Source organism: Microlunatus speluncae (genome assembly GCF_009299835.1).
In the GTDB taxonomy this organism is placed as follows: domain Bacteria; phylum Actinomycetota; class Actinomycetes; order Propionibacteriales; family Propionibacteriaceae; genus Microlunatus; species Microlunatus speluncae.
This window is the reverse complement of sequence record NZ_VKCZ01000021.1, coordinates 155,173-180,769: the sequence shown is the minus strand read 5'-3', so window position 1 is coordinate 180,769 and position 25,597 is coordinate 155,173. Positions and strand designations below refer to the sequence as shown.

The following is a 25,597-nucleotide window of genomic DNA, read 5'->3' as shown; positions in this document are numbered from 1 at the left end:
CCGCCGCCGCGGACGGTACCGGCTACGGTGGTCCGGTGCGTGTCGCCACCTGGAATGTGAACTCGGTCAAGCAGCGGCTGCCGCGGCTGCTGCCGTGGCTGGATGAACGCCGGCCCGACGTGGTCTGCCTGCAGGAGACCAAGCTGGCCGACGACGCCTTCGGGGCGTTGCTGGACGCGGAGCTGACGGATCGCGGCTACCAGGTCGCGGCGCATGGTGAGACCCAGTGGAACGGCGTCGCGATCCTGTCCCGGGTCGGCCTGGAGGATGTCGTCCGCGGCATCCCGGACGGGCCCGGCTTCCCGCATCAGGAGGCTCGGGCGATCGCCGCAACCTGCGCTGGGGTACGGATCCACGGCCTGTACGTGCCGAACGGGCGGGAGCCCGATTCCGATCACTACCGGTACAAGCTGGAGTGGTTGGCTGCGCTGAAGCGGCAGGTCGACGCCGGGCCGGAGTCGCGGATCGTCTGCGGCGACATGAACATCGCGCCGACCGATGCCGACGTGTTCGATCCGGACGCCTACGTCGGGCAGACCCATGTCACCGAGCCGGAGCGGGCGGCGCTGGCCGAGTTGCAGTCGATCGGCCTGCACGACGTCGTCCGTGACCGCTGGCCGACCGAGCGGGTGTTCAGCTACTGGGACTACCGGGCCGGCATGTTTCACCAGGACCTCGGGATGCGGATCGACCTCGTCCTGGCCAGCGATCCGGTGGCGGACCGGGTCAAGGCGGCCTGGGTGGATCGCAAGGCCCGCAAGGGGACCGGGCCGAGTGATCATGCTCCGGTGATCATCGATCTCGACGAGGCGCCGGACGGCGACATCGGTCCGGTCGTGCCGCCGCCGTCGGCTCCGGCCGCTCGCCGTGGCACCAAGAAACTGCCCCAGGCCAAGAAATAGGAGCGTGATCATGGCGGCTGAGGAGGAGCGCGACGGAGTCGGGCTGACCAATCTTGATCAGCCGCTGTTCACCGGCGCGGACGCGACCAAGCGGGATCTGATCGACTATCTCGACGCCGGCCGGGACCGGATCCTGCCCGAGCTCCGGGACCGGCCGCTGTCGGTGGTCCGGGTCCGGCCGGGGCAGCAGCCGTTCATGCAGAAGAACGTGCCGAAATACACCCCGGACTGGGTGAAGACGGTGACCGTGTGGGCGGAGTCGTCGCACCGGGACGTGGCGTACGCCCTCTGTGATGATCGCCGGACCCTGCTCTGGTTCGGCAACCAGCGCGCGGTCGAGTATCACCCGACTCTGACCGCGCTGTCCCGGCCGGACCGACAGACCCATCTGATCATGGACCTCGACCCGCCGGAGGGCTCCGGCTTCGACGTGGTGATCAGGACCGCGCGCCTGGTCGAGCAGGCGTTGCAGGACTCCGGGCTCAGCGGCGCGATCAAGACCAGCGGCTCCAAGGGCGTGCACATCATGGTGCCGCTCGACGGAACCGATTCGATCGAGGAGGTCGCCGCGGCGACCCGCGCCCTCGCGGCTCGGGCCGAGAAGCTCGGCCCGGACGTGGCGACGACGGCCTACATCAAGGAAGATCGCGGCGGCAAGGTGTTCCTGGACTCGACCCGGGCCGGCGGCGCGACCGTCGTCGCCGCCTACAGTCCCAGGATCCGGCCGGGTGCCACGGTCTCGTTCCCGGTGGCCTGGGCCGACCTCGACGACGTGACGCCGGCCGACTTCACCATCAAGTCGACCCTCGAGCTCACCGGCGACCCGTGGGCCGACGCGATGCCCGATCCCCAGGCCCTGCCGGCCGATCTGGTCGACGAGGGCCACGCCATCCCGATCGCCCGAGTGCAGGCGATGCACGAGGGCAAGCGACGCAAGCGGGCGAAGGAGGCCAAGGGCGGGGAATGATCTTGCTGGATCGCTGCCGCGCTGACATTTGTCACGACAGGATCATGACGGACGATCTGTGGTCGCCCGCCGGTTGCGGGTGATCATGAAACCGTGAAACGAATCCTGCCGGCCCTGGGCCTGTTCCTGCTCGCCCCGTTGGTGGCCGAATACCTTCTGGGCAACGTCTCCATCGTCGAGTTCGGTGCCCTCCTCTTCCTGGCTCCGCTCTACGGAGGCGGAGCCCTGTTGATCCGCGAGATCGCCCGCCGGGCCGGCCGCGGCTGGCCGACAATCCTGCTGCTCGCCGCCGCGTACGGCATCGTCGAAGAGGGCCTGGCCACCCAGTCGTTGTTCAACCCCGACTACGTGGGTCTGCGGCTGCTCGACACCGCCTACGTCCCGGCCCTCGGCATCGGTGCCTGGTGGACGATCTATGTGATCACGCTGCACACGGTGTGGAGCATCGCCGTGCCGATCGTGCTGGTGGAGACCTTCGCCGGCGACCGGAAGCCGTGGCTGGGCCGCCTCGGCCTCGGCGTCGTGGCTGCGCTGTATCTGGCCGGGGTCGCGGTGAACGTGATCTTCGCCGTCTCGACCTCGGGGTTCACCGCGACGCCGGCCCAACTGGCCCTGGCCGCGGCCGCCGTCGTCGTGCTCGTCCTCGCGGCCTTCGTGATCGGGCGCCGGCCGACGAACGTCTCCGGGCCGGCGGCGGCACCGCCGAACGCCTGGCTGGTCGGGCTCGTGTCGCTGATCGCCTGCTCGTTCTTCGTCTGGTTCTCGGCCGCCGGTCGAGGCCTGGGCTGGCTGGCCGTGATCATCTTCCTCGCCTTGTTCGCGGCGATGATCATGCTGGTCCGACTGTGGTCCCGTGGGCGCTCGTGGGGCCCGCAGCACAAACTGGCCCTGGCCGGCGGAGCCCTGCTCAGCTACGCCTGGCACGCCTTCGGCGCCAGCCCGACGGTCGGCACCGGCGGCCCGACGGCCCTGCTCGGCAACGCGATCTTCGCCGCCGGCGCCCTCCTGCTCCTCGCCCTGGCGATCCGACACTGCCGCCGCGCCGTGACCCAGCCGGATCCGACCATGATCACCTGACCACCACCGGTTCGGTCGGGCTGCAGATCTGGGTGCCCCGTTCCCTGGGCCCGGAACCACCGCTGAGCTCGGGGTTTGCCGCTCGACGGGCTCAGGACGATCATCGCTGCCGGTTGAGTCTTCGGGGACTTTCTTGGCGCCAAGAGGGGGCGGGTTCGGGTGCTGGTCGGCTCCGGTTCGCCCGCTCGCGTTCTGCTGCGGGCGTTGAGTCGGCACGGTGCGTGGCCGAGCTTGCGTCGAGAGTGACCTTATCGACCTGAAATCGTCGAATCCGCGTCGATAAGGTCACACTCGGCGCGTCGGCGCCGATCCGCAACCGAGATCGCTGCCGGTTTGCGTCGAGTGGTCAGTTTGGGCAGCTGCCAGGCGAGGATCCGCGCCCAAAGTGACCACTCGCGGAGTGCATCCGATCCCAGCGCCGGACCGGTGGCCGGCCGCGATTCCGGTCCGACCGCTCCAACCCACCCGTCCTTGGCGCGTCTTTCCGGCCGACAGGCCGAAACCCCCAGGAGGGCGCACGGGCCTGGCTTGCCCTTCGACAGGCTCAGGGAACGGAACAAGCGGGCCTTGGTCTGGCGCTACGGGCCGGTGTACGCGGTCAGCAGTGGTCGGGCGAGCGACAGGGTGACCAGGTGGTAGCTGTTTCGCAGCAGGGGCGGGCCTGTCAGGAGGTCGTCGAGGTCGATGGATCGGACCGCGATCTGTTCGGTCGGATCCGGGGCGGCGCAGCGATCTGCCGGCAGTCTTTCGCGAGGAAGTGATGCACCTGGTTGGTCTGGTTGGCCCAGTTCGCCCAGCACCAACCAAGATCGACCAGCTCGGCCGCCGCGTGGTCGGTCTCTTCGAGCAGTTCCCGAGCGGCGGCGGCTTCGGGCTCCTCACCTGGTGCGCCAGGCTTCGGGGGCGGTGGTCAAGATCAGGCCTGACCCTTGGGCACGATCTCCTTGCCCAGGGGGACGAGGCAGATGCCGATCATCTTGAAGTTGGCGACGCCGAGGGGGATGCCGATGATCGTGATGCAGAGCAGCACGCCGGTGATCACGTGCAGCAGTGCCATCCACCAGCCGGCGACGATCAGCCAGATGATGTTGCCGATCAAGGTCAGGCAACCGCTACGGGGCTTGTTGATCACTTCTCGGCCGAACGGCCAGGCGGCATAGTTGGCCAGCCGGAACGAGGCGATGCCCCAGGGGATCGTGACGATCAGGATGCAGCAGATCACCCCGGCGATCAGGTAGCCGAGGAACAGCCAGACTCCCGAGAGCACGAACCAGATCACGTTCAAGATCGTCTTCATGATCATCCTTCCTCGGCGACGGTACGAAACGCACGGTAACTGTCCTCGCCGTACAGGACGAAGATGATCGCCTGCACCGCGGTCGTCGCCTCGCGGACGGCGCGGAGGGCGATCCGGGCGGCGTCCTCCTTCGGCCAGGCGTAGAGGCCGGTCGAGATCGCCGGGAACGCGATCGAGCGGGCGCCGAGCTCGTCGGCCACCCGCAGTGATGACGTGTAGCAGGCGGCGAGCAACTCGGAGCGGTCCTCGGCGCGGGAGTGCACCGGGCCGACGGTGTGGATGACCCAGCGGGCGGCCAGTCGGCCGGCGGTGGTCGCGACGGCCGCGCCGGCCGGCAGCCCGTCGGGATAGCGGGTCGCCCGCAGTTCCTTGCAGGCGGCCAGGATCTCGGGCCCGCCGCCGCGGTGGATGGCACCGTCGACCCCGGCCCCGCCGAGCAGGGACGAGTTCGCGGCGTTGACGATGGCGTCTGCGGCGACCTTGGCGAGGTCACCCTGCCGGCACTCGATCGTCACCGGGCCAGTGTAGAAGTGCAGCGTGCATCACCGGCTCGACCCGAGTCGGCTGGATAGGATCGGGTCCGGCGGGGCCATGCGGGCGATTCAGGGAGTGGGCATTGAGGGTAACCAAGACCCGGAGGCGTGACTTGAGCGGCGGAGCCAGCAGAATTGACCCGACGCCTGCACTTCCCGGCCGAGTCAGGAGGAACCGACGATGACCGAGCGGCACCAGGACCCGACCCTGTATGCAGAGGTCCGCGCCGACGGGACGGCCGCGGTGACGGTCGACGGCGTGACCCAGGAGATCCGGGCGGCCGACGAGGATTCGGTCCGGCAGCAGATCCTGGAGCGGGCCCGGCAGCGGGCGGTGATCGCCGGCCACCCGGTGCGGCTGACCACGTCCGAGCCGGCCGGTCGCTGGTGGCTGATCGTGCACGCCAACGGGCAGGTCTTCGAGGATCGCTCGATCCGCCCGTCCCAGTCCTTCGATCCGGCCCAGGGCGGGGCGGCTGGATTCCCGCCGGACCCGGCGGCGCAGCAGCCGGCCCCGAACCCGCCCGGTCACAATCCGTTCGCGCACCATCCGGCCTCGAATCCGCCGGCCGCGAACCCGTTCGGCTCGGAGTCGTACGGCCAGGATCCGTTCCAACAGCATCAGGCACCACAGGAGTACCAGGCGCCGGAGCAGGGCCCGGCCACGAGCGCCGATGACGCGGACTCGACGCCCTGGTCGGCCGCGATCGACGCCAGTCCCGACGACGAGGGGCCGGATCACAGCCAACCGGCGGACCACAGCCAGGCGGCGGAGCGAACCCGGCCCGCCGACCACCGATCGCTCGGCATGCTCGGCAACCTCAGCCCGACCGACCCGAGCGACTACCCGGCACCGAATCGGTCGTCGGCCGCTCCGGCGCAGCCGGTCACGCAGCCCTCGCAGCCCGCCACCCAGTCCTCGGCGGTGCCGCTCTCGTCGTCGTCGGCGGTGCCGCAGCCGGCCTCGGCCTCGCAGCCGTCGCCGACCGCGCCGTCCGCCGCCACGGGAGCGGGCACGCAACCGACCTCCTGGCCCGGCAGCGGATCGTCCTGGACACCCACGGCGCCGCAGGACCCCGGTGCACTGCGTCCGTCCACCCCGCAGCATCCGCCGCTGGACCAGTCGGCCGGCTCGCCGCAGTCCGGCCCGGCGTACGGACAGCCCTGGGGTGAGCCGCAGCAGCCGGCCTCGCCCGTGCCGCAGCCGTACTCGGCCCAGCAGGCGCTCGACGCCCACCGCCGGCAACCTGGTCCCGCGGCTCCGCCGCCGAGTTCCGGTCGGATGCCGCAGCCCGCGGCCGGCGGGCCGGGCACGGCACCGCATCGCGCCCTGGACGAGACCCCGCCGGGCCAGCCGGGCGCGGAGCAGGATCCTGGCGACGGCCGGCACGAGCCGCCGCCGTCCGACGTGCTCCAGGTCCAGCCGCCCGGTGAGGAGCCCTTCCGCAAGCCGACCCTGGACGACCTGCTGAAGACCCGGCCGAAGCCCAAGGCCGGCCCGGCCGAGTGGGGCGTTCGCGGCGCTCTCCGCAAAGCCACCTTCGGCGCGGTCAAGTTCCGTCCGTCCCAGGCCGAGATGCAGCACCGGGCCGACGTGTCCGCGATCCAGCGGTCGCTGTCCGGCCCGAAGACGATCGCCGTGGTCAACCCGAAGGGCGGGGCGTGCAAGACCACGACCTGCTATCTGATCGGGGCGACGTTCGGCCTGTTCCGCGGCGGCTACACGCTGGCCTGGGACAACAACGAGACCCGCGGCACTCTCGGCTGGCGTTCGATCCCGGCCCGGCACACCAACACCGCGGTCGACCTGCTGGCCGACCTGGAACGGTTCCAGGCCGTCGACCGGGCCCGGGTGGGCGACCTGGACAACTATGTCCGGACCCAGGGCACGGCCCAGTTCGACGTACTCGCCTCCGACGAGGACGCGGCCCGCTCCGCGACCCTGGACGGGGAGGCGTTCGACCGGCTGCACCAGACGCTGTCCCGGTTCTACCGGTTGTTGATCATCGACACCGGCAACAACATGCGGGCCTCGAACTGGATCGCCGCGGTCGAGGCCGCCGACATGCTGGTGATCAGCAGCAGCGTGCGCGAGGACACGGCCAGCTCGGCGGCCTGGCTGATCGACGGGTTGCGCTCCCGTGGCATGGAGCACAAGGTCGAGCACGCGGTCACGGTGCTGTCCGCGCCGGCCCGGGAACCCGAGGAGGGCCTGTCCCGGCGGTTGCATGATCACTTCGGCCGGCTGACCAGGGCGGTGCTTGACGTCCCACACGACCCGACGCTGGTCGAGGGCGGCACGATCGAGATCGACAACCTGCACCCGGAGACCCGGGAGGCCTGGGTGCACGTCACGGCGGCGATCGCGGACGGCCTCTGATCCTTCGGTGGGTGAGAATTCACCCCGGATTCAGCACAACCTGGCAATTGGTGGCAGAGTCGTGGTCCGCTGAGCCCGGAGAACACCGCTGAGGGGGATCATGGCTCGTCGTGTCCTAGCCGGCCTGCTGGCCGTGCTGACCGGATTGTCGCTGGTGTCCGGCACGATCGCGTACGCCGAGCCGCCCACCGGCCCGGAGCTGTCCGGCGCCGGCTCCACGCTGCTGCAGCAGCGTGAGGTGCGGGTCGCGCCGGGCCTGGACCTGACCTCGTTCCAGCGGCTGCAGCCCGGCGGCTGGGTGACCGGCTCCGTGCTGACGGCCGATCTGTCGGTGCCGACGCTGTCGCTCGACGTCGAGGACGGCGGCACCGTCTCCGCCTCCAAGGCGACGGTCAGCGAGTTCGCTGCGGCGGGCCGGGCCGTTGCCGCGGTCAACGGCGACTACTTCGACCTGAACCGGTCCGAGGCGCCGATCGGCACGAACATCTCGCCCACCGGCGGCCTGCGGACGGCCGCCGCCGAGGCCCGGCAGGCGTTCACCCTGACCGACGGCAAGGCGGCGGTACGCGAGCTGATGTCGGACGCCACGGTCGAGATCAACGGCATCATCCAGCAGGTCCGCTCGGTCAACTCGCCGAGCTTCGCCGCCGACTCGGTCGGGCTGTTCAACCGGCTTTGGGGCACGTTCCCGGTCGGCCGGCTGATCCCGGCGGGCGAGCCGGTCCGGGTCCTCACCGTGGTCGACGGCAAGATCACCGCCAGCAGCACCGACCGGTCGGTGCTCGACCGGCCGCTCGAGCTGCCGGCGGGCGGTTCGGCGCTGGTCGCCCGCGGCCGGGGGACCGAGCTGCTGGCCGGCGCGGAGGTCGGGGACGAGGCCGACCTCATCGTCCGGGCCGACGCGGACGTGGATCTCGCCGTCGGCGGCGACCAGCGGCTGCTCGAGGACGGCAAGCCCACCGACCAGGACCAGGTGGCCGCGGCCCGCACCGCGATCGGGATCAGCAAGGACGGCAGCAGCCTCAGCGTGGTCAGCATCGACGGCCGGCAGGGCGACGCGCACGGCATGACGATCGCCGAACTGGCCCGGCTGATGCAGGACCTCGGCGCCTGGAACGCGATCAACCTCGACGGCGGCGGGTCCACCACCCTGGTGGCCCGGCCGGCCGGGACGAAGGAGCGGACCGTGATCAACCGGCCGTCGGACGGCCAGGAACGGGCCGACGCCAACGCCCTGGTGTTCCGCTCCACCGCCCCGGCCACGCCGGTCAAGGACGTCGCGCTGCGGCCGGCGCTCGAGCCCGCGGCCGGACTGGCCCGGCCCGAGGCGTACGACCTGCTGCCCGGACTGAGCCGTACCGTCGTCGGCACCGGCCTGGACGGCAATCTGGCGGCCGCTCCGGTGACCGGGCACTTCCAGGCCCGGCCGGGCGGCGTCGTCGGGCTGGCCTCCAGCCGGGTCAAGACCGAGGCGATCGTGGTCGGCCACCGGCGCGGCACCGGCACGGTCAGCTACCAGGCCCGGCAGGGCAAGGCCGAGATCCCGATCCGGGTGCACGGGCCGATGACCCGGCTGGAACCGTCCAGCCCGATCGTCGCGCTGCCCGACGCCGACGCGACCGCGACCCTCACCCTGACCGCCGTCGACGCGGACGGGCACCGGGTGCCGGTCGAGGCCGCCGACGTGACGATCGACGCCGCCGCCGGTGCCGAGGTGGTGCCCGGCGCGGTCGGCCGGTTCACCGTGACCCCGACGATCACGACCGGCGCCTCGAGCGTGACCTTCACCGTGCAGGACCACCGCGTCACCGTGCCGATCACGATCGGTCACACCGAGACTCCGCTGGCCGACTTCGCCGACCCGGCCGACTGGAAGGTGGAGACCGCCCGGGCGACCGGGAGCCTGTCCGCCGCCACCGGCCCGGACGGCGGTCCGGCGCTCGGCCTGGACTTCGACTTCACCCAGACCACAGCGACTCGCGGCATGTACGCGGTGCCGGTGCAGCCGATCGCGATCGCCGGCCAGCCGCAGGCGTTGACCCTGTGGATCAACGGGACCGGGAAGGGCGAGTGGCCGCGGATCCAGATCACCCGCGGCGACGGCACCTCGACCAACCTGGACGGCCCCAACATCGACTGGACCGGCTGGCGCCAGGTGCGCTTCCCGGTGCCGGCGGGGACCAAGTTCCCGCTCACGCTGACCGCGTTGCGGTTCATGGAGATCCGCTCCGACGCCAGCTACACCGACCGGCTGGAGATCGCCGGCCTGGTCGCGCAGGTGCCGCCCGAGGTGCAGCTACCGGAGCAGCCGGAGCTGCTCGATCCGGTGATCATCAGCCAGGGCTCGGTCGCCGACCGGCCGCAGCGGATCGCGGTGATGAGTGACAGCCAGTTCGTCGGCCGGGATCCGGACAGCGAGCTGGTCGCGGCCGCCCGGCGGACCCTGCGCGAGATCGTCGCGGCCAAGCCGGATCTGCTGGTGATCAACGGCGACTTCGTCGACGAGGCGGCCATGATCGACTTCCAGCTGGCCAAGCGGATCCTGGACGAGGAGGTCGGCGGCAAGCTGCCGTACGTCTACGTACCGGGAAATCACGAGATCATGGGCGGCCCGATCGGCAACTTCGAGTCGATCTTCGGCGCCGCGGCGACGCAGCGCGATCTCGGCCGGACCAAGATCATCACCCTGAACTCGAGCAGCGGCCACCTGCACCCCGGCGGCAGCACCGACCAGTTGCGGATGCTGGAGAGTCAGCTCTCCGCCGCGGCCGCCGACCCGGAGCTCACCGGCGTGCTGGTGTTCCAGCACCACCCGATCGACGACCCGCACCCGGACAAGGCCAGCCAGCTCGGCGACCGCTACGAGGCCGCCGCCCTGGACCGGGTGCTGGCCGACTTCCAGGCCGACCACGGCAAGTCGGTGGCGCTGGTCAACGGGCACGTCGGGACCTTCTTCGCCGAGGCCTCGGGCGGAGTCTCCCGGGTGATCAACGGCAACTCGGGCAAGAGCCCGTCCGGCGCCCCCGACGAGGGTGGATTCACCGGCTGGTCGATGCTCGGCGTCGACCCCGAGCAGGGCAAGATCTCGGCCGACCGGAGCAGGCTGGACTGGCTTCGGGTCGAGACCTTGGTCCGGGTCGACGACATCTTCCTGTCCGCGCCGACCGCGATGGTGGTCGGCGGGGTCCAGCCCGCCACAGCGAAGATCATCCAGGACGGGGACCGCGAGGTCCCGGTGAGCTGGCCGGTCAGCGCCCGGTGGGGCGGCGCCGGGGTCTGGATCGGCGACCCGGAGCGGCAGCGACCGGATCCGCGCGCCACCCTCGCCTACGACCCCGGCACCGGCGAGTTGACCGCTCTCCGGCCCGGCCTGGCCGAGCTCGAGGTGATCGTCAATGGCGTCACCGCCAGGCAGACCATCTCCGTCGACTGACCCTGGGCCGTGACGACCAAGATCATCACGTCGGCCGGTCGGGGATTCCACAGCATTGAAACGTTGAAAGGATGCGGGGGACCGGCACGCTGCGGGTCATGCGGTCGACCCCGCATCCAATGGCCCAGAGTACTCGCGAATTCCAGCGCGCAAGATCGTTAGCGGAATTTCTCATCCGCGACTTCGGCGTCCAGATCGACCTCCCGGGTCTCCGGCAACGCCAGGACGGATCCGAGCGAGATCACCGCGACGATCGCGATGTAGATCCCGATCGACCACGATCCGAGATTGGCCTGCAACTGGACGGCGATGATCGGCGGCAGCGCACCGCCGAGCACCCCACCGAGGCTGTACGAGAGCGCGGCGCCGCTGTAGCGGTAGCGGGTCGGGAACAGCTCCGGCAGGAACGCACCCATCGGCCCGAACGACAGGCCCATCAGGCACAGGCAGCCGGCCAGCGCCAGCCAGACCAGGAACAGGTTGCCGCTGTCGACCAGCGGGAAGATCAGCAGCGCCCAGCCGATCGCGACCGCGGCCGAGATGACCAGCAGCCGGCGCCGGCCCACCCGGTCGGACAGGATCGAGGATGCCGCGGTGGCCAGGCCGAGCACCACCACCGCGAGTAGCACGATCACCAACATCGTGATCTCGCCGATGCCGAGGATCCTGGTGCCGTAGCTGAGCAGATAGGTGGTCGAGGTGTAGAAGAGCGTGTACTGGATCATCATCACGCCCGCACCGAGCAGCAGCGCGCCGGGCTGGGCCCGGAACAGCCGGAGCAGCGGCACCCGGTTGACCGTCGAGGCGGCCTCCTGCCGGGCCAGGGCGCGCCGGAACACCGGCGTTTCCGCGATCCGGACCCGGATGTAGAGGCCGATCAAGATCAGCACCGCCGAGGCGATGAACGGGATCCGCCAGCCCCACGCGACGAACTGGTCCTGCGGCATCGCCAGCCGGGCGCCGAGGAAGCTGAGGTTGGCCAGGATGAAGCCGACCGCCGGGCCGAGTTGCGGGAACATCGCGTAGAACCCGCGCTTGCCCGGCGGCGCGTGCTCGGTGGCCAGCAACGCCGCACCGCCCCACTCGCCGCCCAGCCCGATCCCCTGGATGAACCGGAGCACGACCAGCACCACCGGCGCGGCGATGCCCCAGCTGGCGTATCCGGGCAGCAGACCGACCAGGAACGTGCTGCCGCCCATCAGCAACAGCGAGACGATCAGGATGGTCTTCCGGCCGACCCGGTCGCCGAAGTGGCCGAACAGGGCGGCACCGAGGGGCCGGGACACGAAGGCGACCGCATAGGTGGAGAACGCCGCCAGGGTGCCGGTGACCGGATCCAGCTCGGGGAAGAACGCCTTGTTCAGCACCAGCGCCGCGGCCAGACCGTACGCGTAGAAGTCGAAGAACTCGATCGTGGTGCCGATGAAGCTGGCCACCGCCACCCGCCCCATCGACTCCGGCCTGATCTCCCCGGCAGAATCCCGCACGTCCTCAGCCACGCCCGACACTCTGCCACGCCCTTCTGCCGACTTGTCAGAACTGAGTTGCCCTATGGCACAACTCAGTTCTGACAAGTCAGCGGAGGAGGCGGCGGGCGACGGTGTTGTCGGTGATCAGGGTGCCGACGACGCCGGCTTCGAGGGTGGCGCGGATGGCGGGCGCCTTGCGTTCGCCGCCGGCGACGATGATCACCTGGTCGATTGCCGCCAGCTCGTCCAGGCTGATCCCGAGCGTACGGTCGTCGAAGTCGTGCACGACCCGGCCGCGGGAGTCGATCAGCGCGCCGCCGATGTCGGCGATCACGTCCCCGGCCAGCAGTTCGGCCCGTTCGGTCGCGCTGATGCCGTCGTAGAAGCGGGAGTCCGGCGGGTGCCAGCAGCCGACGGCGACGACCGCGATGGTGACGGCGGCGAACCGGCCGAAGGCGGAGGAGAGCCGCGGATCGGAGCGGAGCGCGGTGGCGGCCTCCGCGGTGGCCACGGTGAGCGGGGCGTAGATCGAGTGCGCCTGGCCGCCCGACACCTCGGCCACCCGGCGCAGCACCTCGACCGGATTGTCGTTCAGGTTGCCGCTCATCCCGGTCAGCTGGATGATCTCGCAGCCGGCCAGCCGGGTCAGGTGCCGCGCGGTGGCGTCGATGGTGCGGCCGGAAGTCACCCCGAGCACGTCGTCCTCGGTCACCAGGTCGCTGAGCAGGGCCGCCGCCGCCCGGCCCAGGGCGTCCCGGGTCTCCTCCGGGCTCTCGTTCTTCGGGGCGGTGACCAGGGCCCGGTCGAGCCCGAACCGCTCCTTCAGCCGCAGCGACAGATCCGAGTCCACCGACTCCGGCAGGTTGATCTCGATCCGGACCAGGCCGGTGCTGATCGCCGTCTCCAGCAACCGGCCGACCTTGAACCGGGACAGCCCGAGCTCGTCGGCGATCTCGACCCGGGTCCGACCGCCCCAGAAGTGTCGCCGGGCGACGTCGGCCATCAGCAGCTGCTCGTCGAGCGACGAGGGCCGGGGGTTGCCGCGCCGCTTGCTGGTGCTCATGTGAGCAGCCTAGCCCTTGACCAGTGCTCGCGTGTGAACTACGGTCCGGGGTATCAGGTGAGCAAGCAAATAGGTCTTGCAAGCTCATACGAGCGCGGTTATTGCGTGCGGAGGAGAGCGACGTGGCTCCTGTTCTTCGGTGCCGGGAGGTGGCCAAGGGGTTCGGCGGTGTGCCGGTGTTGACCGGGGTCAGCCTCGATCTCGAGCCCGGCACGGTGACCGCCCTGGCCGGTGAGAACGGCGCCGGCAAGTCGACGCTGCTGAAGATCGCCTCCGGGCAGTATCGCGCCGACCGCGGTGGCGTCGAGCTCAACGGCCGCGAGTTACACGGCGGCAGCGTCACCGACGCGCACCGGGCCGGGGTCGCGATCGTGCCGCAGGAGTTGGCCTCGATCCCCGATCTCACCGTGTACGAGAACCTGTTCGTCGGCCGCGAACTGCGGCGATTCGGGTTCCTCGACCGACGCGCGATGATCATGGCGGCCCGGCAGGCACTGGCCGAGTTCGGGGTCGAGATCCCGGTGACGGCGCGGATGCGCAGCCTGCCCGTCGGCCTGCAGCAGATCGTCGAGATCGTCAAGGCGACCCGGAGTCATTCGGGCGGGTCGGCCGGGGCCACGGTGCTGTTGCTCGACGAGCCGACCTCCGCGATCTCCGAACGTGAGGTGGAGCAGCTCTATCTGGTCGTCCGTCGGCTTCGTGATCAAGGAGTGGCGATGATCTACACCACTCACAAGATGGCGGAGATCCGAGCGTTGGCCGATCGGGTGGTCGTGCTCCGCGACGGCAATCTGATCTTGGACAGCGCGATCGACGACGTCGACGACGACGCCATCGTGACCGCGATGATCGGCCGGGAGCTCGGCACGCTCTTTCCGGAGCTCGAGCCGGTCCCGGAGTCGGCGTCCGGGCCGGTGCTCGAGGTCAGCGGGTTGCGAGTGGCCGGCGCGGCGGAGCCGATCGGCCTGTCCGTCCGCCGGGGCGAGATCCTCGGCCTGGCCGGGCTGGTCGGAGCCGGCCGCACCGAGCTGCTGGAGGCGATCTTCGGCACCCGGCGGACCACCGCGGGCACGATCATGATCAACAGCCGGCCGGTGCGTCGCGGGGCCCCGGCCGAGGCGATCCGGCACGGATTGGCGCTGGTGCCGGAGGACCGCAAACTCAACGGCGCGATCCTCGGCATGTCCGTGCTGGACAACGGAACCCTGCCGCGGCTGCGACAGTTCTCGGTGGCCGGCTGGTTGCGCGGCCGGGCCCGGGTCGGCGCCGTCGGCGAGGCCATGCGGTCGGTCGGGCTGCGCTCCCGCGGGCTCGGTCAGGAGGTCGGCACCCTGTCCGGCGGCAACCAGCAGAAGGTGGTGCTGGCCCGGTGGCTGACCGGCCACATCGACGTGCTGTTGCTGGACGAGCCGACCAGCGGCGTCGACGTCGGCGCCCGGTCCGAGATCTACCGGATCGTCGCCGACCTCGCCGCCGCGGGCGTCGCCGTGATCATGGCGTCCTCCGACATGCCGGAGATCCTCGGCCTGTCCCACCGCGCGCTGGTGCTGCGCCGCGGCGCCGTCGTCGGCGAACTCGACCGAGCGGAGCTGTCCGGCCCGGATGCCCAGGCCCGGATCTTTGCGCTGGCGGCCGATCTGCCCTCCGAATCCCACGATCAGAATCGGGGCCCCGAATGACGAACCGGACCACACCGCCGGCCACCGCGCCGGACACCCTGACCGGTGATCACGAACAGGCCCGGCTGGGCGGCGAGGCCCGTCGCTTCTCCGGACCGTGGTGGGCCCAGCTGGCCCTGCGGAACGCGATGTTGATCGTGGTCGTGCTGGTGATCTGCTATTTCAGCTATCGCAGCCTGCGGTTCTCCAGTCTGGACAACGTGAGCACGATCCTGATCGCCGCGGCACCGTTCGCGTTGATCGCGCTCGGCCAGACGTTGGTGATCTTGACCGGCGGCATCGACCTGTCGGTCGGCAGCGTGATCGCCGTCGCCGCGATGACCGGTGCCGCCGTGGCCAAGGCCAATCCGGGGCAGGTCTGGCTGACCGTGCTGACCGCGGTCGCGGTCGGCCTGCTCGCCGGCGCGATCAACGGCTTCTTCGTCTCGGTGGTCAACGTGCCGCCGTTCATCACCACCCTGGGCATGCTGACCGCCGGGTCCGGCGCCGCGTACGCGATCGGCGGCGGCGCCCCGATCAACGGCCTGCCGCCCGAGTTCGGCGCGATCGCCAACACGACCGTCCTCGGCCTGCAGGTGCCGGTGCTGGTGATGATCTTCGGGATCGTGATCTTGGCGATCGTGATGCGCCGGACCGCGTACGGGATGCGGGTCTACGCGGTCGGCGGCAACCGGGCCGCGGCCGAGATCGCCGGCGTGAACACTCGCCGGATCCTGTTCAGCGTGTACGCGATCTCCGGCGCCCTGGCCGGACTGTCCGGGGTGATGCTGGCCTCGCGGGTGATCTCCGGCCCGCCCAACCTCGGTCAGGGTTACGAGCTGGACGCCATCGCGGCCGTGGTGATCGGCGGCGCCAGCCTGATGGGCGGTCGCGGCTCGATCTGGGGCACCGCCCTCGGCCTGCTGTTGATCCAGACGCTGAACAACGGCCTGGACATCCTGCTGGTGCCCTCGTACTGGCAGGACGTGATCAAGGGCGTGCTGATCGTGTTCGCAGTGGCGGTCGACGTGTGGACCGCGCGCCGCCGGCAGTGACGCTCGATCCACCAAGTTTCCTTACCGACGAAGGAGTTCTCCGATGCGCAAGCTCGTCCCGGTGTTGATCATCGCCCTGGTGTTGACGGTCGTCTCGGCCTGTGGCCTGGGCGACCCGAGCCGCAACCAGCAGGGCGCCGAGGGCGGCGACAAGCCGCTGCGGATCGGCGTCACGGTCTATGACATGAGCTCGTTCATCACCGCCGGGAAGGAGGGGATGGACGCCTACGCGAAGGCGAACAACATCGAGCTGGCCTGGAACGCCGCCAACCTGGACGTCAGCACCCAGGCCAACCAGGTGGACCAGTTGATCAGTGCCCAGGTGGATGCGATCGTCGTGGTCCCGGTGCAGGCGGATTCGCTGCAACCGCAGGTGACCGCGGCCAAGGCCGCCGGCATCCCGGTGATCGCGGTCAACGCGTCGCTGAACAATCCGGAGATCGACGGCGACGTCCAACCCGACGACGTGCTGGCGGGCGAGGGCGAGATGCAGATGATGGCCGACAAGCTCGGCGGCGAGGGCAACATCGTCGTGCTGCAGGGCCCGCTCGGCCAGTCCGGTCAGATCAACCGGCAGACCGGCATCGAGAACGTGCTGAAGAAGTACCCCGACATCAAGGTGATCGCCCAGGACACCGCCAACTGGAAGCGGGACGAGGCGGTGAACAAGATGAAGAACTGGATCTCCGCGCACGGCGACGACATCGACGGGGTGGTCGGTCAGAACGACGACATGGGCCTCGGCGCGCTGCAGGCGCTCAAGGAAGCGGGGATGACCGACGTGCCGGTGGTCGGCATCGACGGCATCGAGGACGGCCTGCGCGCGGTGAAGTCGGGCGAGTTCATCGGCACGATGCTGCAGAACGGCACCGTCGAGCTGTCCGCCGGGCTGGCGGTCGCGGCGGCCCTCGCCCGCGGTGAGCAGGTCAACACCAAGCCCACGTACCTGATGGCCAAGATCACGCAGGACAATGTCGACGTGACGATGGAGCATGTGGTGACCAAACGGCAGGAGTTCCTGGCCGGCATCCCCGAGCTGACGAAGAAGAACCTGGAGACCGGAAACATCGCCTATGAAGGGATTCCGGGCCAGAGCGAGGGCAGTCAGTGACCGGCAGTCTGGTCACCGACATCGACGTCGATCTTTCCGAACTGCAGGTTCGGCTGACCGGCCGGGTGGCTTTTGTCACCGGCGGCGCGTCCGGGATCGGCCGGGCGATCGCGGAGCGGTATCAGGCCTCGGGAGCCACGGTGGTGCTGCTCGATCGTGATCATGACGCGGCGACCGCGGTCGCGGTGGAGCTGAACGCGGCGGCCGAGGACCGGCCGGACCTGCTGCCGATCGCCTGCGACGTCACCGCGACCGAGTCGGTGGTGGCGGCCGTCGCGGAAGCGGTCGAACGGGCGGGGGAGCCGGACATCCTGGTCAACTCGGCCGGCATCGCCCGACTGGCGCCGGCCGAGGCGCTGGACGACAGCGACTGGGACGCGACCCTGGCGGTCAACCTGAGCGGCACCTACCGGATGTGCCGCGAGGTCGGCCGGCGGATGCTCGGCCGTGGCCGCGGCAAGATCATCAACCTGGCCTCGCAGGCGGCCACGGTGGCGATCGCCGAGCACGCCGCCTACTGTGCGTCGAAGTTCGGCGTGGTCGGGCTGACCAAGGTGCTCGCGCTGGAGTGGGCCGGTCGGGGCGTGACCGCGAACTCGATCTCGCCGACCGTGGTGCTCACCCCGTTGGGCATCGACGCCTGGGACAACGCCAAGGGCGAGGCGCACCAGGCCGAGATCCCGGTCGGCCGGTTCGCCAAGCCGGAGGAGATCGCGGCCGTCGCCGCCTTCCTGGCCAGTGCCGCCGCCGACATGATCAACGGCGCCGACCTCGTCGTCGACGGCGGCTTCACCATTCACTGACGCCCCTCGGTGCTGACCAGCAGAACCTCGGCCTGGTGGATTCGCACCACTTCGCTGGTGGATCCGCAGGACTGAGCGATCAACGTCTGGCGGCCACCGCGAGGCCCGCCAAGGCGGCGACGGCCGCCCCGAGGAAGCCCAGTTGATAGCCGGCGAGTTCGGTGCCGGCGAGGCCGGAGAGGCCGACGAAGGCGGCCAGGCCGATCGCGGTGCCGAGCTGCCCGCCCGCGGTGACGAACCCCGCGACGGTGCCCGCCTCCTCGGCCGACTGTTCACCGGCCAGGCCGATGAACCCGACCTGGGCGATGTTGACGCCGAGGCCGAAGATCAGCCAGCCGGTCAGGAACGGATGCCAGACCGTGCTGTCGGCGTTGATCGTGATCAACAGTCCGATCCCGAGGGCGAGCAGGGCGAAGCCGCTGCCGGCGGCGACCCGATGGCTCCAACGGCGGACGATCGCGCTGCCGGCCACGGAGCCGGCGATCAGTCCGGCATTGGCCGGCAGGAAGCCGAGACCGACCTCCAGTGGGGTGGCGTGGCGGAAGGACTGGAGGAACAGGCCGTAGAAGAAGATCGGGGTGTTGATCGCCGCACCGTGCAGGACGGCGATCATGATCGGTTGCAGCACTGACCAGCGGCGGAGCTCCGGCGGCACCAGCGGCCGGCTGCTCCGGCGTTCCCTGGCCACCCAGGTCACCGCCAGCAGTACGCTGATGATCACCGGCACCGCGCCGATGATCATGCCCTGCTGGAGGGTGGTCAGCCCGGCCACCAGGAGCGTGGCCGCGACCGGCAACAGGGCGGCGTTGATCACGGCGACCCGGCGTCCGGCCACCGCGACCGGTCGCCGTCGTCCCGCCGGGAAGGCCAGCCAGGCCAGGACCGCGGTGATCACCGGCGGCACGGCCAGCAGCCAGAACACTCCGCGCCAGCCGAACTGGGCGACGAAACCGCCGCCGGCGACGCCCAGCACGCCGCCGACGCCGCCCGCGACGTTCCACCAGATCAGGGCCCGGTGCCGGTCGCGCCGATCGTCGAAGCCGGTCGACAGCAGGGAGATCATCGCCGGGGTGTAGAGCGCCATCCCGACTCCCTGGGCCACTCGGGCCAGGAGCAGCGAGCCGAACTCGGGCGCGACCGCGGCGACCACGCTGCCGGCGGCGGTCACCAACGAGCCCACGATGAGCATCTGCCGAGCGCCGAATCGGTCGGCCAGTCGCCCGGCCAGCAACAAACCACCCGCGAGGGTCAGTGCGGTGGCGCCGACCAGCCACTGCAGCACCGAGGGCGGGACCTCGAGATCGGCACCGATGGCCGGCACCACGATGGCCACCGCCTGGAACGCCACCACGACCGTTAGTTGACCGAGCCCGAGCGCACCGATCCGCAGGGCGCGGCGGGGGCGCACCCGGGAGTCTTCGGCGACGGTCATCCGGGCCAGCTCCTTCGCTACCAGCTAAGCTGCCTTTGTTGGAAGCATTCGATCAAGCTACCAGTAAAAGAGCGATAGGCGGTAGGGATGGCGGAATCGACCCGGCCCGTCCGGGAGTTGGCCGCGCGGGTCGACGCGCTCGGCGAGAGCTTCGGCGGGGCACTCTGTCTGGACTTCGCCAACAGTGTGGAACCGCGCGGGGACACGGCCGCGGACGGTGCCGGCACTCCGCGGCTGCGGCAGGATTTCAATGACGGCTACGACCTGGTGGCCTGGGGACTGCGGCAACAGTTGTACGGGAACGAGCAGGCCGAGCGCCTCTGGCGGCTGGCCGGTGATCGGCGGCGGGCCGATCCCGTGCTGCGGCGGACCCGGGTGCTCAGCGACCTGACGTACCGGATCTTCGGCGCTCTGGCCGACGGCCGACGGCCGGACGCGAGTGACCTCGGCGAGCTGCAGCAGGCCTACGGTGAGGCGGTCCGGACCGGCACCATGTCGATCACTCCGACCGGGCCGGCGTTCGACTGGCCCGAGCCCGACCTGCGGATCGTTCCCCGGGCCGCCGCCGTGTCCGCCTTCGACACGCTCCGGGCCGTCGGGTCGAGCAAGATCAAGATCTGCCCGGGGGCCGGGCGCGACGGCATCCCCTGCGGCTGGCTCTTCATCGACAGCACCAAGAACGGCTCCCGGCGCTGGTGCAGCATGTCCGACTGCGGCAACGCCAGCAAGTCCCGCCGGCAGAACGATCGCCGCCGGACCCGGCGCAGCGACCACAGGTTTACCTAACCGGTTAAAGTGGTTATAGTTGGGTGATGGAGATCAAGACCGGGCTGTGGATGGACCCGCCGGACGGCCGGCGCTGGTTCTTCGACTCCGGCGCGCTGAGCCTCGACCTCGGCTACACCGGCGACTACGGCTACGGCGTCGCCGCGTGGGAGAGCCTGCACGGCCCCGCGGACCTGGACTCCTGGCTGGCCGATCGGTTCGGGCCGCCGGCGCGGCCTTGTGGCGAGACCGACCTGGCCGGTGCTCGCCGGCTCCGAGCGGCGATCACCGCAACGGCCCGTCGGGTCAGCACGGGCGAGCCGCCGGCAGCGACCGACGTGGATGTGATCAACGACTGGGCCGCCCGGCCGGCCATCCCGCCCCGGCTGCCCGGCGGGACCGGGAAGCCGGTTGCGCCGGGCCCGGCGGAGATGCTGGCGACCGTGGCGCACGACGCGATCCGCACCTTCGGCTCGATGCCGGACCGGGTCCGGGAATGCGCCGCCGACGACTGCCGGCTGATCTTCCTCGACACGTCACGGCCGGGCAGCCGCCGCTGGTGCTCGATGCGCCGGTGCGGTGGCCGGGCCAAGGCCAAGACCCACTACCACCGAAACCACTGACCTCGCGATCCCCATCGGGGCGAAGTCACCAGCTCAGGAGGGCACGACCATGGCAACCAGCACGACCCACGTCGATCCGGACGACCTGCACCAGAGCCCGTACTTCGCCCAGGGCGTGATCATTCCCACCGGGAAGACGATCTACGTCGGCGGCCAGAACGGGACCGACTCCGCCGGCGAGCTCGTCGAGGGCGGCGCCGAGGCGCAGACCGCCCAGGCGATGCGCAACGTCCTGTCCGTGCTCGCCGCGGCCGGCAGTGGCCCCGAGCACGTCGCCCGGCTGGGCATCTACGTCGTGGCCGGCGTCGACGTCCAGGCCGGATTCGCTGCGTCCCAAGCGATCTGGGGCCATCACCGAACCGGGATCACGGTGCTCACGGTCGCCGGCCTGGCCCGGCCCGACGCGCTGGTCGAGATCGAAGCGGTCGCCCTCATCCCGGAGTGATCAGCCGGTTCTGGATGTAGGCCTGCACCTCGCTCCGCGGGTAGCGACCATGATCGAACGACATCAGATGATCACCGAGCCGGAGTGACATGGCGATCATGCAGTGGGCCTCGACCTCCAGCGGATCCGCGCAGAGTTCGCCGTACAGGGGCCGGAGGTAGGCCAGATGGCGGTCGTCGATCCGGCGCAACCTGATCGCGACCTCCGGATCGCGCCGGGCCCAGTCACGGACGGCGAGCTCGACGGCGATGCCGATCGTCGGGTCGTCGTCGATCTCGGTCACGATCGCAGCGAGCCGACGCAGCTTGGCCCGGGCATCCTGATCACCGTCCGACTCCTCGACCCGCTGGATGATCTTGTCGGTCACCTCGAGTTCCCAGGTGTCCAGCATCTCGGTCAGCAGTGCTGGACGATCGGCGAAGTAGCCGTAGAACCCGCCCTTGGTCACCCCCAGCGACTCCGCCAGCACCTCGACCCGGACGGAGTCCGGCCCGCCGGACGCCAGCGCCCGCAGGCCCTGATCGATCCACGCCCGGCGCGGCGTGCGCGGCTTCGCCATCGGCCTCCCTCAAGTCGTCGTCGGTGATTTATACGGTAGCGCACAGATCGTGCTACCGTCTTGTGTACGCAACCGTATAGATCGAGGTGATCATGGGCCTACCGAAGAGTGCCTACACGTCCCGTCCTTGGCGGATGCACGAGATCGCGCCGGAGTTCACCGTGGAGGACGTTTGGGAGCTGCCGACCCGCGGCGGCCCGGAGGAGTTCCCGCGCGTGGTCGACGCGATCTTCGGCAGCCGATTCCCCGAGGGCGCACCGGCGCTGGTCCGCTTCCTCTGGGCGGCCCGATGGAAGCTCGGCGAGTGGTTCGGCCTGGACGATGAGGACGGCGGACTCGACGCCCGGGTCCAGTCACTGCGGAAGCGCCTGCCCGATGATCTTCGATCGGCCGACGCCGCCTATGCCGAGCTCGGACCCTTCTCCCGGATCTTCCAGACCGACGCCGAGTTCGCGGCCGAACTGGCCAACCGCACCGTCCACACGGTGATGCATCTGGGCTGGGTGCCGGATCCGCAGCGCGGCGTCCACTACGCCCTGATGACGGTGCTGGTCAGACCGAACGGCCGGCTCGGCGCCGGCTACCTGGCCGCGATCAAGCCGCTGCGCCATCTCTTCGTCTATCCCGCGCTGCTCCGGCAGATCGAGCAGCAATGGGCCGCGGCCAGCCCCACCGCTCACTGACCGAGGCCGGCACTCGAATCCCTGCTCCGGCTGGGAGCCGCGTGGGAGAATCGAACTCCCGACTTTCGATTTACAAGATCGACGCTCTGCCAACTGAGCTAACGCGGCCTGCGCCCGACGCAGCTAGCTTCGATGAGCGCGCAAGAAGCCTATCCAAACCGTGCCGTGCCGCCCAACCGAGTTCACCGTCACCGGAGTCTTGCCCGCTTCAGTCGTTGGCGAGGTCCTGCGCCAGGCGTTCGATGCGGTCCAGCATCACGGCAGACGGGACAACGCGACCGGTGGCGTAGGTCGACAACCGTGATGCCGAAGTGCCGAGGCGGCCTGCGAACTCTGCCTGGGACAGGGTCGTGCTGCCGACGGCTTCGCGGACTCGTCGCGCGACGCGCTGCTCGGAGGTCTCCCGGGCCGCATCGAGCACGAGGCGGAGCACGGCTGCCGAGGACCGGGATTCAGCACCCGTGAGCGCCTGTTCGAGGTCTGCGGCGACCTCTCCCTGGGGGTCCGCAGCCACGGCGTCGGCGATGCGTCGCCACAGGTGCATGCCACCTCGGTCGATCGCGGCAAGAATTCCCTCGACGCCCCAGTGCTCGACGGGATCGTCGGGATGGACCTCGAGGTTGCGAAAGGCGCGGGTCGTCATTTCTGCGCCCCGATGGTCATGGCCAGGGCGATCTTGTGGCATTGGTCGACGACGTTCGCCCAGTTCTGCCAGCGAGGTGCGAGGTTCTTGTAGTTCGCCAGCTGGCGCAGCACCCGGCTGTCGGCGGGGTCGGGATCGGCGAGCTGGCGCGCCAGCTGGGATACGACGGCGTCGTCGCCCCGGCGGGTGTCCTGGTAATAGACGTCGATCCGCCTCAGGGTGGCTGCTGCGGCGGTGATTCCCATGGTGTCGGAGAGTGCGACGACATCGAGAAAGTCCCGGACCCGATTGCGGGCGATCAGGAGGAACGCCTTCACACGCAGCGTTTCCTCGATGGTGGGGACGGTGACGAGGTTCCCGGACGGGAGCTTGATCTGCTGCACCTCCAGCGGGTGGGCGCGGCGGAGTTGACGGACCCCGGTCTCGATGCCACCCAGCTCGCGGAGCACGATCTTGCCTTCTGCCGCGCGGTTGGTGACCCGATCGCCCTCTTGTTCCAACGCATCGAGCACGAGGTGGAACCGCTGGCGCAGGTCACTGACTACATGATCATGATCGAACGACGACCGATGCCTGGCATACCAAACCGCGGCCGAACCCCCGACCAGCACTGCGTTCGGCACCAGCTGCTGGAGTCGGGCGGCTGACTCCAGCACCTCGGCGATGCCGGCGGGAAGGTGATCATCGGACACGAGTCCAGATTATCAGATGTGATACTTCAGGCTCGTTGTTCGCGGAGGAAGAGGTCCAGGCCGTGCAGGTCGTCGGTGTTCAGGTGGTCGACGCCGGCGGCGAGCAGCTCGGACCAGAGCGCGTTGCGGGCGGCGCCGGGCACGTCCGGGGTCGCCCAGAAGCGGAGCCGGAAGCCGGCGGCGTGGGCCCGGGCGACGATGGCGCGCAGCTTGGTCCGCTCGGCGGCCGGCATCCCACCCTGGCCGGTCCAGGAGAAGTGATTGGTCCAGTTGTCGCTGACCAGGGGCATGATCTCCCGAGTCAGGTCGCCGCCGAGATCGGACAGCCGGCCGTCGAAGCCGGCGAACCGGTCCGGCTGCGCCTGCATCACGGCCAGCGGTCGGTTGCCGCTGATCACCGCGGTCACGGCCCGCTCCTCCAGGCCCGCGGCGGTGAACCGGCTGAACACATCGTCATGATCACGAAGGGCGCGGTCGATCGCGGCGTAGGTGGCCGGGCCGTCGCTCTTGATGTCGATCAACAGCTGGAACGGCGCGCCGGGGGCGGCCGGATAGATGCTGCCACGGCCCTGCTGGGCCCGCGCGGCCAGCGGCTCGAGATAGAGCTTCTGCAGGGTCACGCCCGGCTCGGTCTGATCAAGATCGTGGGCGACCCGGAGCTCGCCGTCGACCAGCCAGACGTCGGCCTCGACGCTGCTGAAGCCGCGGTCCAGCGCGTCGGCCAGCGGGTACGCGTGCTCGTAGTCGTTGTGCGCGTGCGCCTGTGCCAGCGGCACCACCCTGGGCGCGGGATAGCCGGGCGGCAGCCGCAGTCCGGCCTGCTTCATCACCGTGCGCAGCCGGTCCGGGTAGTCGGAGATGATGCCGTCCACACCGAGTTCGATCAAGGAACGCATCGTGGCCGGGTCGTCGACCGTCCACGGAATGATCTTCATCCGGGCTCGGTGGGCCTGGCGCACCATGGCCGCGTCGACGTACGGACGGTAGTCGGGATCACCGACCGTGCCGCCCTGCGGGAAGCCGTGCACCGGTGACACCGCGTCCGCGCCGAACGACTTCACCGCTCGGATCAGGTTGCCGTCGAAGTCGTCGATGTCGATCCCGCCGAGCCACGGTGAGGCGCCGGATTGGCCCACCTGCAGGAAATCGCGGTTGGTCAACGCGACGATCGGCAGCTCCGGTGCGACCTTGCGCATCCGCATCAGGGCGCCCCAGTCGAAGCTCTGGATCGTCACCTGGCGGGCGATCCTGGCCTTACGCACCTCGGCGGCGACCACCTGGACGAACTGTTCCCGCGGTGCCGTCTCCTCCGGCGCGCCGGCCTCGACCTTGGTCTCGATGTTGAGCTTGACCGAGTCGGCCCGGTGGCGCCGGACAAGATCGAAAACGTCCCGCAGCTCCGGCATCCGGGCCCCGGGATCGGCTTGCTGGCCGGGATATCCGGGCAGCGTTTGGGAGCCGCAGTCGAGCTGCCGGACCTGAGCCAGGGTGAGGTTCTTGATGTACTTCCCGACGTACGGATACTCCGGATCCCCGCTGGAGTAGGGCGCGGTGTCGGCGCACTTCGAGCCGGAGATCTTGCGATCATGGGTGACCACCGCATGTCCGTCCGCGGTGATCTGCACGTCCAGCTCGAGGGTGCTCACGCCCAGCCGCAAGGCGTTGCCGAAGGCTGAGAGGGTGCTCTCGACGGTGAGCCCGAGCCCGCCGCGGTGAGCCTGAAGATCAAATCGGGTCGCCGGAGCGGCCGTCGCCGGCGTCGCCGGGGCGAACCCGATCAAGGCCGAACTGATCAGAGGTAGCGCGATTCCGATGGTCATGATCAAGGTCAGGGTGTTGCGCCCGATCGCATTCACACCGTCACCGTGACCGCTCCCGGCCACGCCGGCCCGAACTCCACATGACGCCCAGTCGACGAACCGATGAGTGTTGTCGGTGTGGCCGAGGTGTCGTCCGAATGGTGCCGGATCGGAACGTCGGCTGCGGTCACGTCGGTTGTCCCCCTTA

The 25,597-nt window shown here is 70.0% G+C and carries 22 protein-coding genes, 1 tRNA gene and 1 pseudogene; 13 read left to right on the top strand and 11 right to left on the bottom strand.

Annotated elements, in window-relative coordinates; translation table 11 throughout:
* The first annotated feature begins 35 nt into the window (after positions 1-35).
* The 3 genes from FNH24_RS30325 (at position 36) to FNH24_RS30315 (ending at position 2,946) form a co-directional block, all read left to right on the top strand.
* The gene (locus FNH24_RS30325) at positions 36-902 is read left to right on the top strand and encodes an exodeoxyribonuclease III (RefSeq protein WP_152365992.1); all 867 of its coding nucleotides are present in this window, start codon (positions 36-38) and stop codon (positions 900-902) included.
* Between the two features lie 10 nt (positions 903-912).
* Positions 913-1,869: a DNA polymerase domain-containing protein gene (locus tag FNH24_RS30320; protein WP_217428641.1), complete on the top strand. Its 957-nt coding sequence runs from the start codon at positions 913-915 to the stop codon at positions 1,867-1,869.
* A 93-nt stretch (positions 1,870-1,962) separates the two neighbouring features.
* Complete coding sequence (locus FNH24_RS30315) at positions 1,963-2,946, top strand: hypothetical protein (RefSeq protein ID WP_152365991.1); 984 nt, start codon at positions 1,963-1,965, stop codon at positions 2,944-2,946.
* 664 nt (positions 2,947-3,610) lie between these two features.
* Here FNH24_RS30315 and FNH24_RS32750 read toward each other — a convergent pair.
* The 3 genes and pseudogenes from FNH24_RS32750 to FNH24_RS30300 form a co-directional block, all read right to left on the bottom strand.
* Positions 3,611-3,820: pseudogene (locus tag FNH24_RS32750) on the bottom strand (NUDIX hydrolase); the annotation flags it as partial.
* A 42-nt stretch (positions 3,821-3,862) separates the two neighbouring features.
* Complete coding sequence (locus tag FNH24_RS30305) at positions 3,863-4,243, bottom strand: YccF domain-containing protein (protein WP_152365990.1); 381 nt, start codon at positions 4,241-4,243, stop codon at positions 3,863-3,865.
* 2 nt (positions 4,244-4,245) lie between these two features.
* Positions 4,246-4,758 (bottom strand): O-acetyl-ADP-ribose deacetylase, encoded by a 513-nt coding sequence (locus tag FNH24_RS30300; protein WP_152365989.1) that lies wholly within the window; start codon positions 4,756-4,758, stop codon positions 4,246-4,248.
* A 199-nt stretch (positions 4,759-4,957) separates the two neighbouring features.
* Here FNH24_RS30300 and FNH24_RS30295 point away from each other — a divergent pair, with 199 nt between their 5' ends.
* Positions 4,958-7,156 (top strand): MinD/ParA family ATP-binding protein, encoded by a 2,199-nt coding sequence (locus tag FNH24_RS30295; RefSeq protein WP_152365988.1) that lies wholly within the window; start codon positions 4,958-4,960, stop codon positions 7,154-7,156.
* 100 nt (positions 7,157-7,256) lie between these two features.
* Positions 7,257-10,589 (top strand): phosphodiester glycosidase family protein, encoded by a 3,333-nt coding sequence (locus FNH24_RS30290; protein ID WP_152365987.1) that lies wholly within the window; start codon positions 7,257-7,259, stop codon positions 10,587-10,589.
* A gap of 158 nt (positions 10,590-10,747) precedes the next feature.
* Here FNH24_RS30290 and FNH24_RS30285 read toward each other — a convergent pair whose 3' ends face one another.
* Entirely contained in the window at positions 10,748-12,088 is a 1,341-nt protein-coding gene (locus tag FNH24_RS30285) for an MFS transporter (protein ID WP_246187155.1), read from the bottom strand.
* A gap of 76 nt (positions 12,089-12,164) precedes the next feature.
* Positions 12,165-13,121: a sugar-binding transcriptional regulator gene (locus FNH24_RS30280; protein ID WP_152365986.1), complete on the bottom strand. Its 957-nt coding sequence runs from the start codon at positions 13,119-13,121 to the stop codon at positions 12,165-12,167.
* Positions 13,122-13,243: 122 nt separating this feature from the next.
* Here FNH24_RS30280 and FNH24_RS30275 point away from each other — a divergent pair, with 122 nt between their 5' ends.
* Genes FNH24_RS30275 through FNH24_RS30260 form a run of 4 tightly spaced genes read left to right on the top strand, consistent with a single transcriptional unit; the run spans position 13,244 to position 17,748 of the window.
* Complete coding sequence (locus tag FNH24_RS30275; protein WP_152365985.1) at positions 13,244-14,800, top strand: sugar ABC transporter ATP-binding protein; 1,557 nt, start codon at positions 13,244-13,246, stop codon at positions 14,798-14,800.
* Complete coding sequence (locus FNH24_RS30270) at positions 14,797-15,834, top strand: ABC transporter permease (RefSeq protein WP_152365984.1); 1,038 nt, start codon at positions 14,797-14,799, stop codon at positions 15,832-15,834. The genes FNH24_RS30275 and FNH24_RS30270 overlap by 4 nt, the downstream gene beginning before the upstream one ends.
* A gap of 43 nt (positions 15,835-15,877) precedes the next feature.
* On the top strand, positions 15,878-16,945 hold the full coding sequence (locus FNH24_RS30265; RefSeq protein WP_152365983.1) for a substrate-binding domain-containing protein: 1,068 nt from the start codon (positions 15,878-15,880) through the stop codon (positions 16,943-16,945).
* The gene (locus FNH24_RS30260; protein WP_281351115.1) at positions 16,942-17,748 is read left to right on the top strand and encodes a GolD/DthD family dehydrogenase; all 807 of its coding nucleotides are present in this window, start codon (positions 16,942-16,944) and stop codon (positions 17,746-17,748) included. Before FNH24_RS30265 ends, FNH24_RS30260 begins: the two co-directional genes overlap by 4 nt.
* Positions 17,749-17,827: 79 nt before the next feature.
* Here FNH24_RS30260 and FNH24_RS30255 read toward each other — a convergent pair whose 3' ends face one another.
* Positions 17,828-19,180: an MFS transporter gene (locus FNH24_RS30255; RefSeq protein ID WP_152365982.1), complete on the bottom strand. Its 1,353-nt coding sequence runs from the start codon at positions 19,178-19,180 to the stop codon at positions 17,828-17,830.
* An 87-nt stretch (positions 19,181-19,267) separates the two neighbouring features.
* Here FNH24_RS30255 and FNH24_RS31850 point away from each other — a divergent pair, with 87 nt between their 5' ends.
* The 3 genes from FNH24_RS31850 to FNH24_RS30240 are packed head-to-tail and all read left to right on the top strand — an operon-like array spanning position 19,268 to position 21,013.
* Complete coding sequence (locus FNH24_RS31850; protein WP_217428640.1) at positions 19,268-19,966, top strand: CGNR zinc finger domain-containing protein; 699 nt, start codon at positions 19,268-19,270, stop codon at positions 19,964-19,966.
* A gap of 26 nt (positions 19,967-19,992) precedes the next feature.
* Positions 19,993-20,568, top strand: a complete 576-nt coding sequence (locus FNH24_RS30245; RefSeq protein ID WP_217428639.1) for a CGNR zinc finger domain-containing protein — start codon at positions 19,993-19,995, stop codon at positions 20,566-20,568.
* Between the two features lie 49 nt (positions 20,569-20,617).
* Positions 20,618-21,013: a RidA family protein gene (locus FNH24_RS30240; protein ID WP_152365981.1), complete on the top strand. Its 396-nt coding sequence runs from the start codon at positions 20,618-20,620 to the stop codon at positions 21,011-21,013.
* Here the strand turns inward: FNH24_RS30240 and FNH24_RS30235 are convergent.
* Positions 21,000-21,572 carry a TetR/AcrR family transcriptional regulator gene (locus tag FNH24_RS30235; RefSeq protein ID WP_152365980.1) on the bottom strand — a complete coding sequence of 191 codons (573 nt, stop codon included), beginning with the start codon at positions 21,570-21,572 and terminating at the stop codon, positions 21,000-21,002. The genes FNH24_RS30240 and FNH24_RS30235 overlap by 14 nt on opposite strands.
* Before the next feature lie 92 nt (positions 21,573-21,664).
* Between FNH24_RS30235 and FNH24_RS30230 the strand changes: the two genes are divergently transcribed.
* On the top strand, positions 21,665-22,255 hold the full coding sequence (locus tag FNH24_RS30230; protein WP_152365979.1) for a DUF2867 domain-containing protein: 591 nt from the start codon (positions 21,665-21,667) through the stop codon (positions 22,253-22,255).
* Positions 22,256-22,290: 35 nt separating this feature from the next.
* Here FNH24_RS30230 and FNH24_RS30225 read toward each other — a convergent pair.
* From FNH24_RS30225 to FNH24_RS30215, 4 genes are all read right to left on the bottom strand, one after another.
* A tRNA-Thr gene (locus FNH24_RS30225) sits at positions 22,291-22,363 on the bottom strand.
* 100 nt (positions 22,364-22,463) lie between these two features.
* A complete protein-coding gene (locus tag FNH24_RS32075) occupies positions 22,464-22,898 on the bottom strand; it encodes a helix-turn-helix domain-containing protein (protein WP_217428638.1) in 435 nt (144 codons plus the stop codon).
* Positions 22,895-23,590: a nucleotidyl transferase AbiEii/AbiGii toxin family protein gene (locus tag FNH24_RS32070; RefSeq protein ID WP_217428637.1), complete on the bottom strand. Its 696-nt coding sequence runs from the start codon at positions 23,588-23,590 to the stop codon at positions 22,895-22,897. Before FNH24_RS32070 ends, FNH24_RS32075 begins: the two co-directional genes overlap by 4 nt.
* Before the next feature lie 26 nt (positions 23,591-23,616).
* Positions 23,617-25,446, bottom strand: a complete 1,830-nt coding sequence (locus FNH24_RS30215; protein WP_246187154.1) for a glycerophosphodiester phosphodiesterase family protein — start codon at positions 25,444-25,446, stop codon at positions 23,617-23,619.
* Positions 25,447-25,597 lie beyond the last annotated feature (151 nt).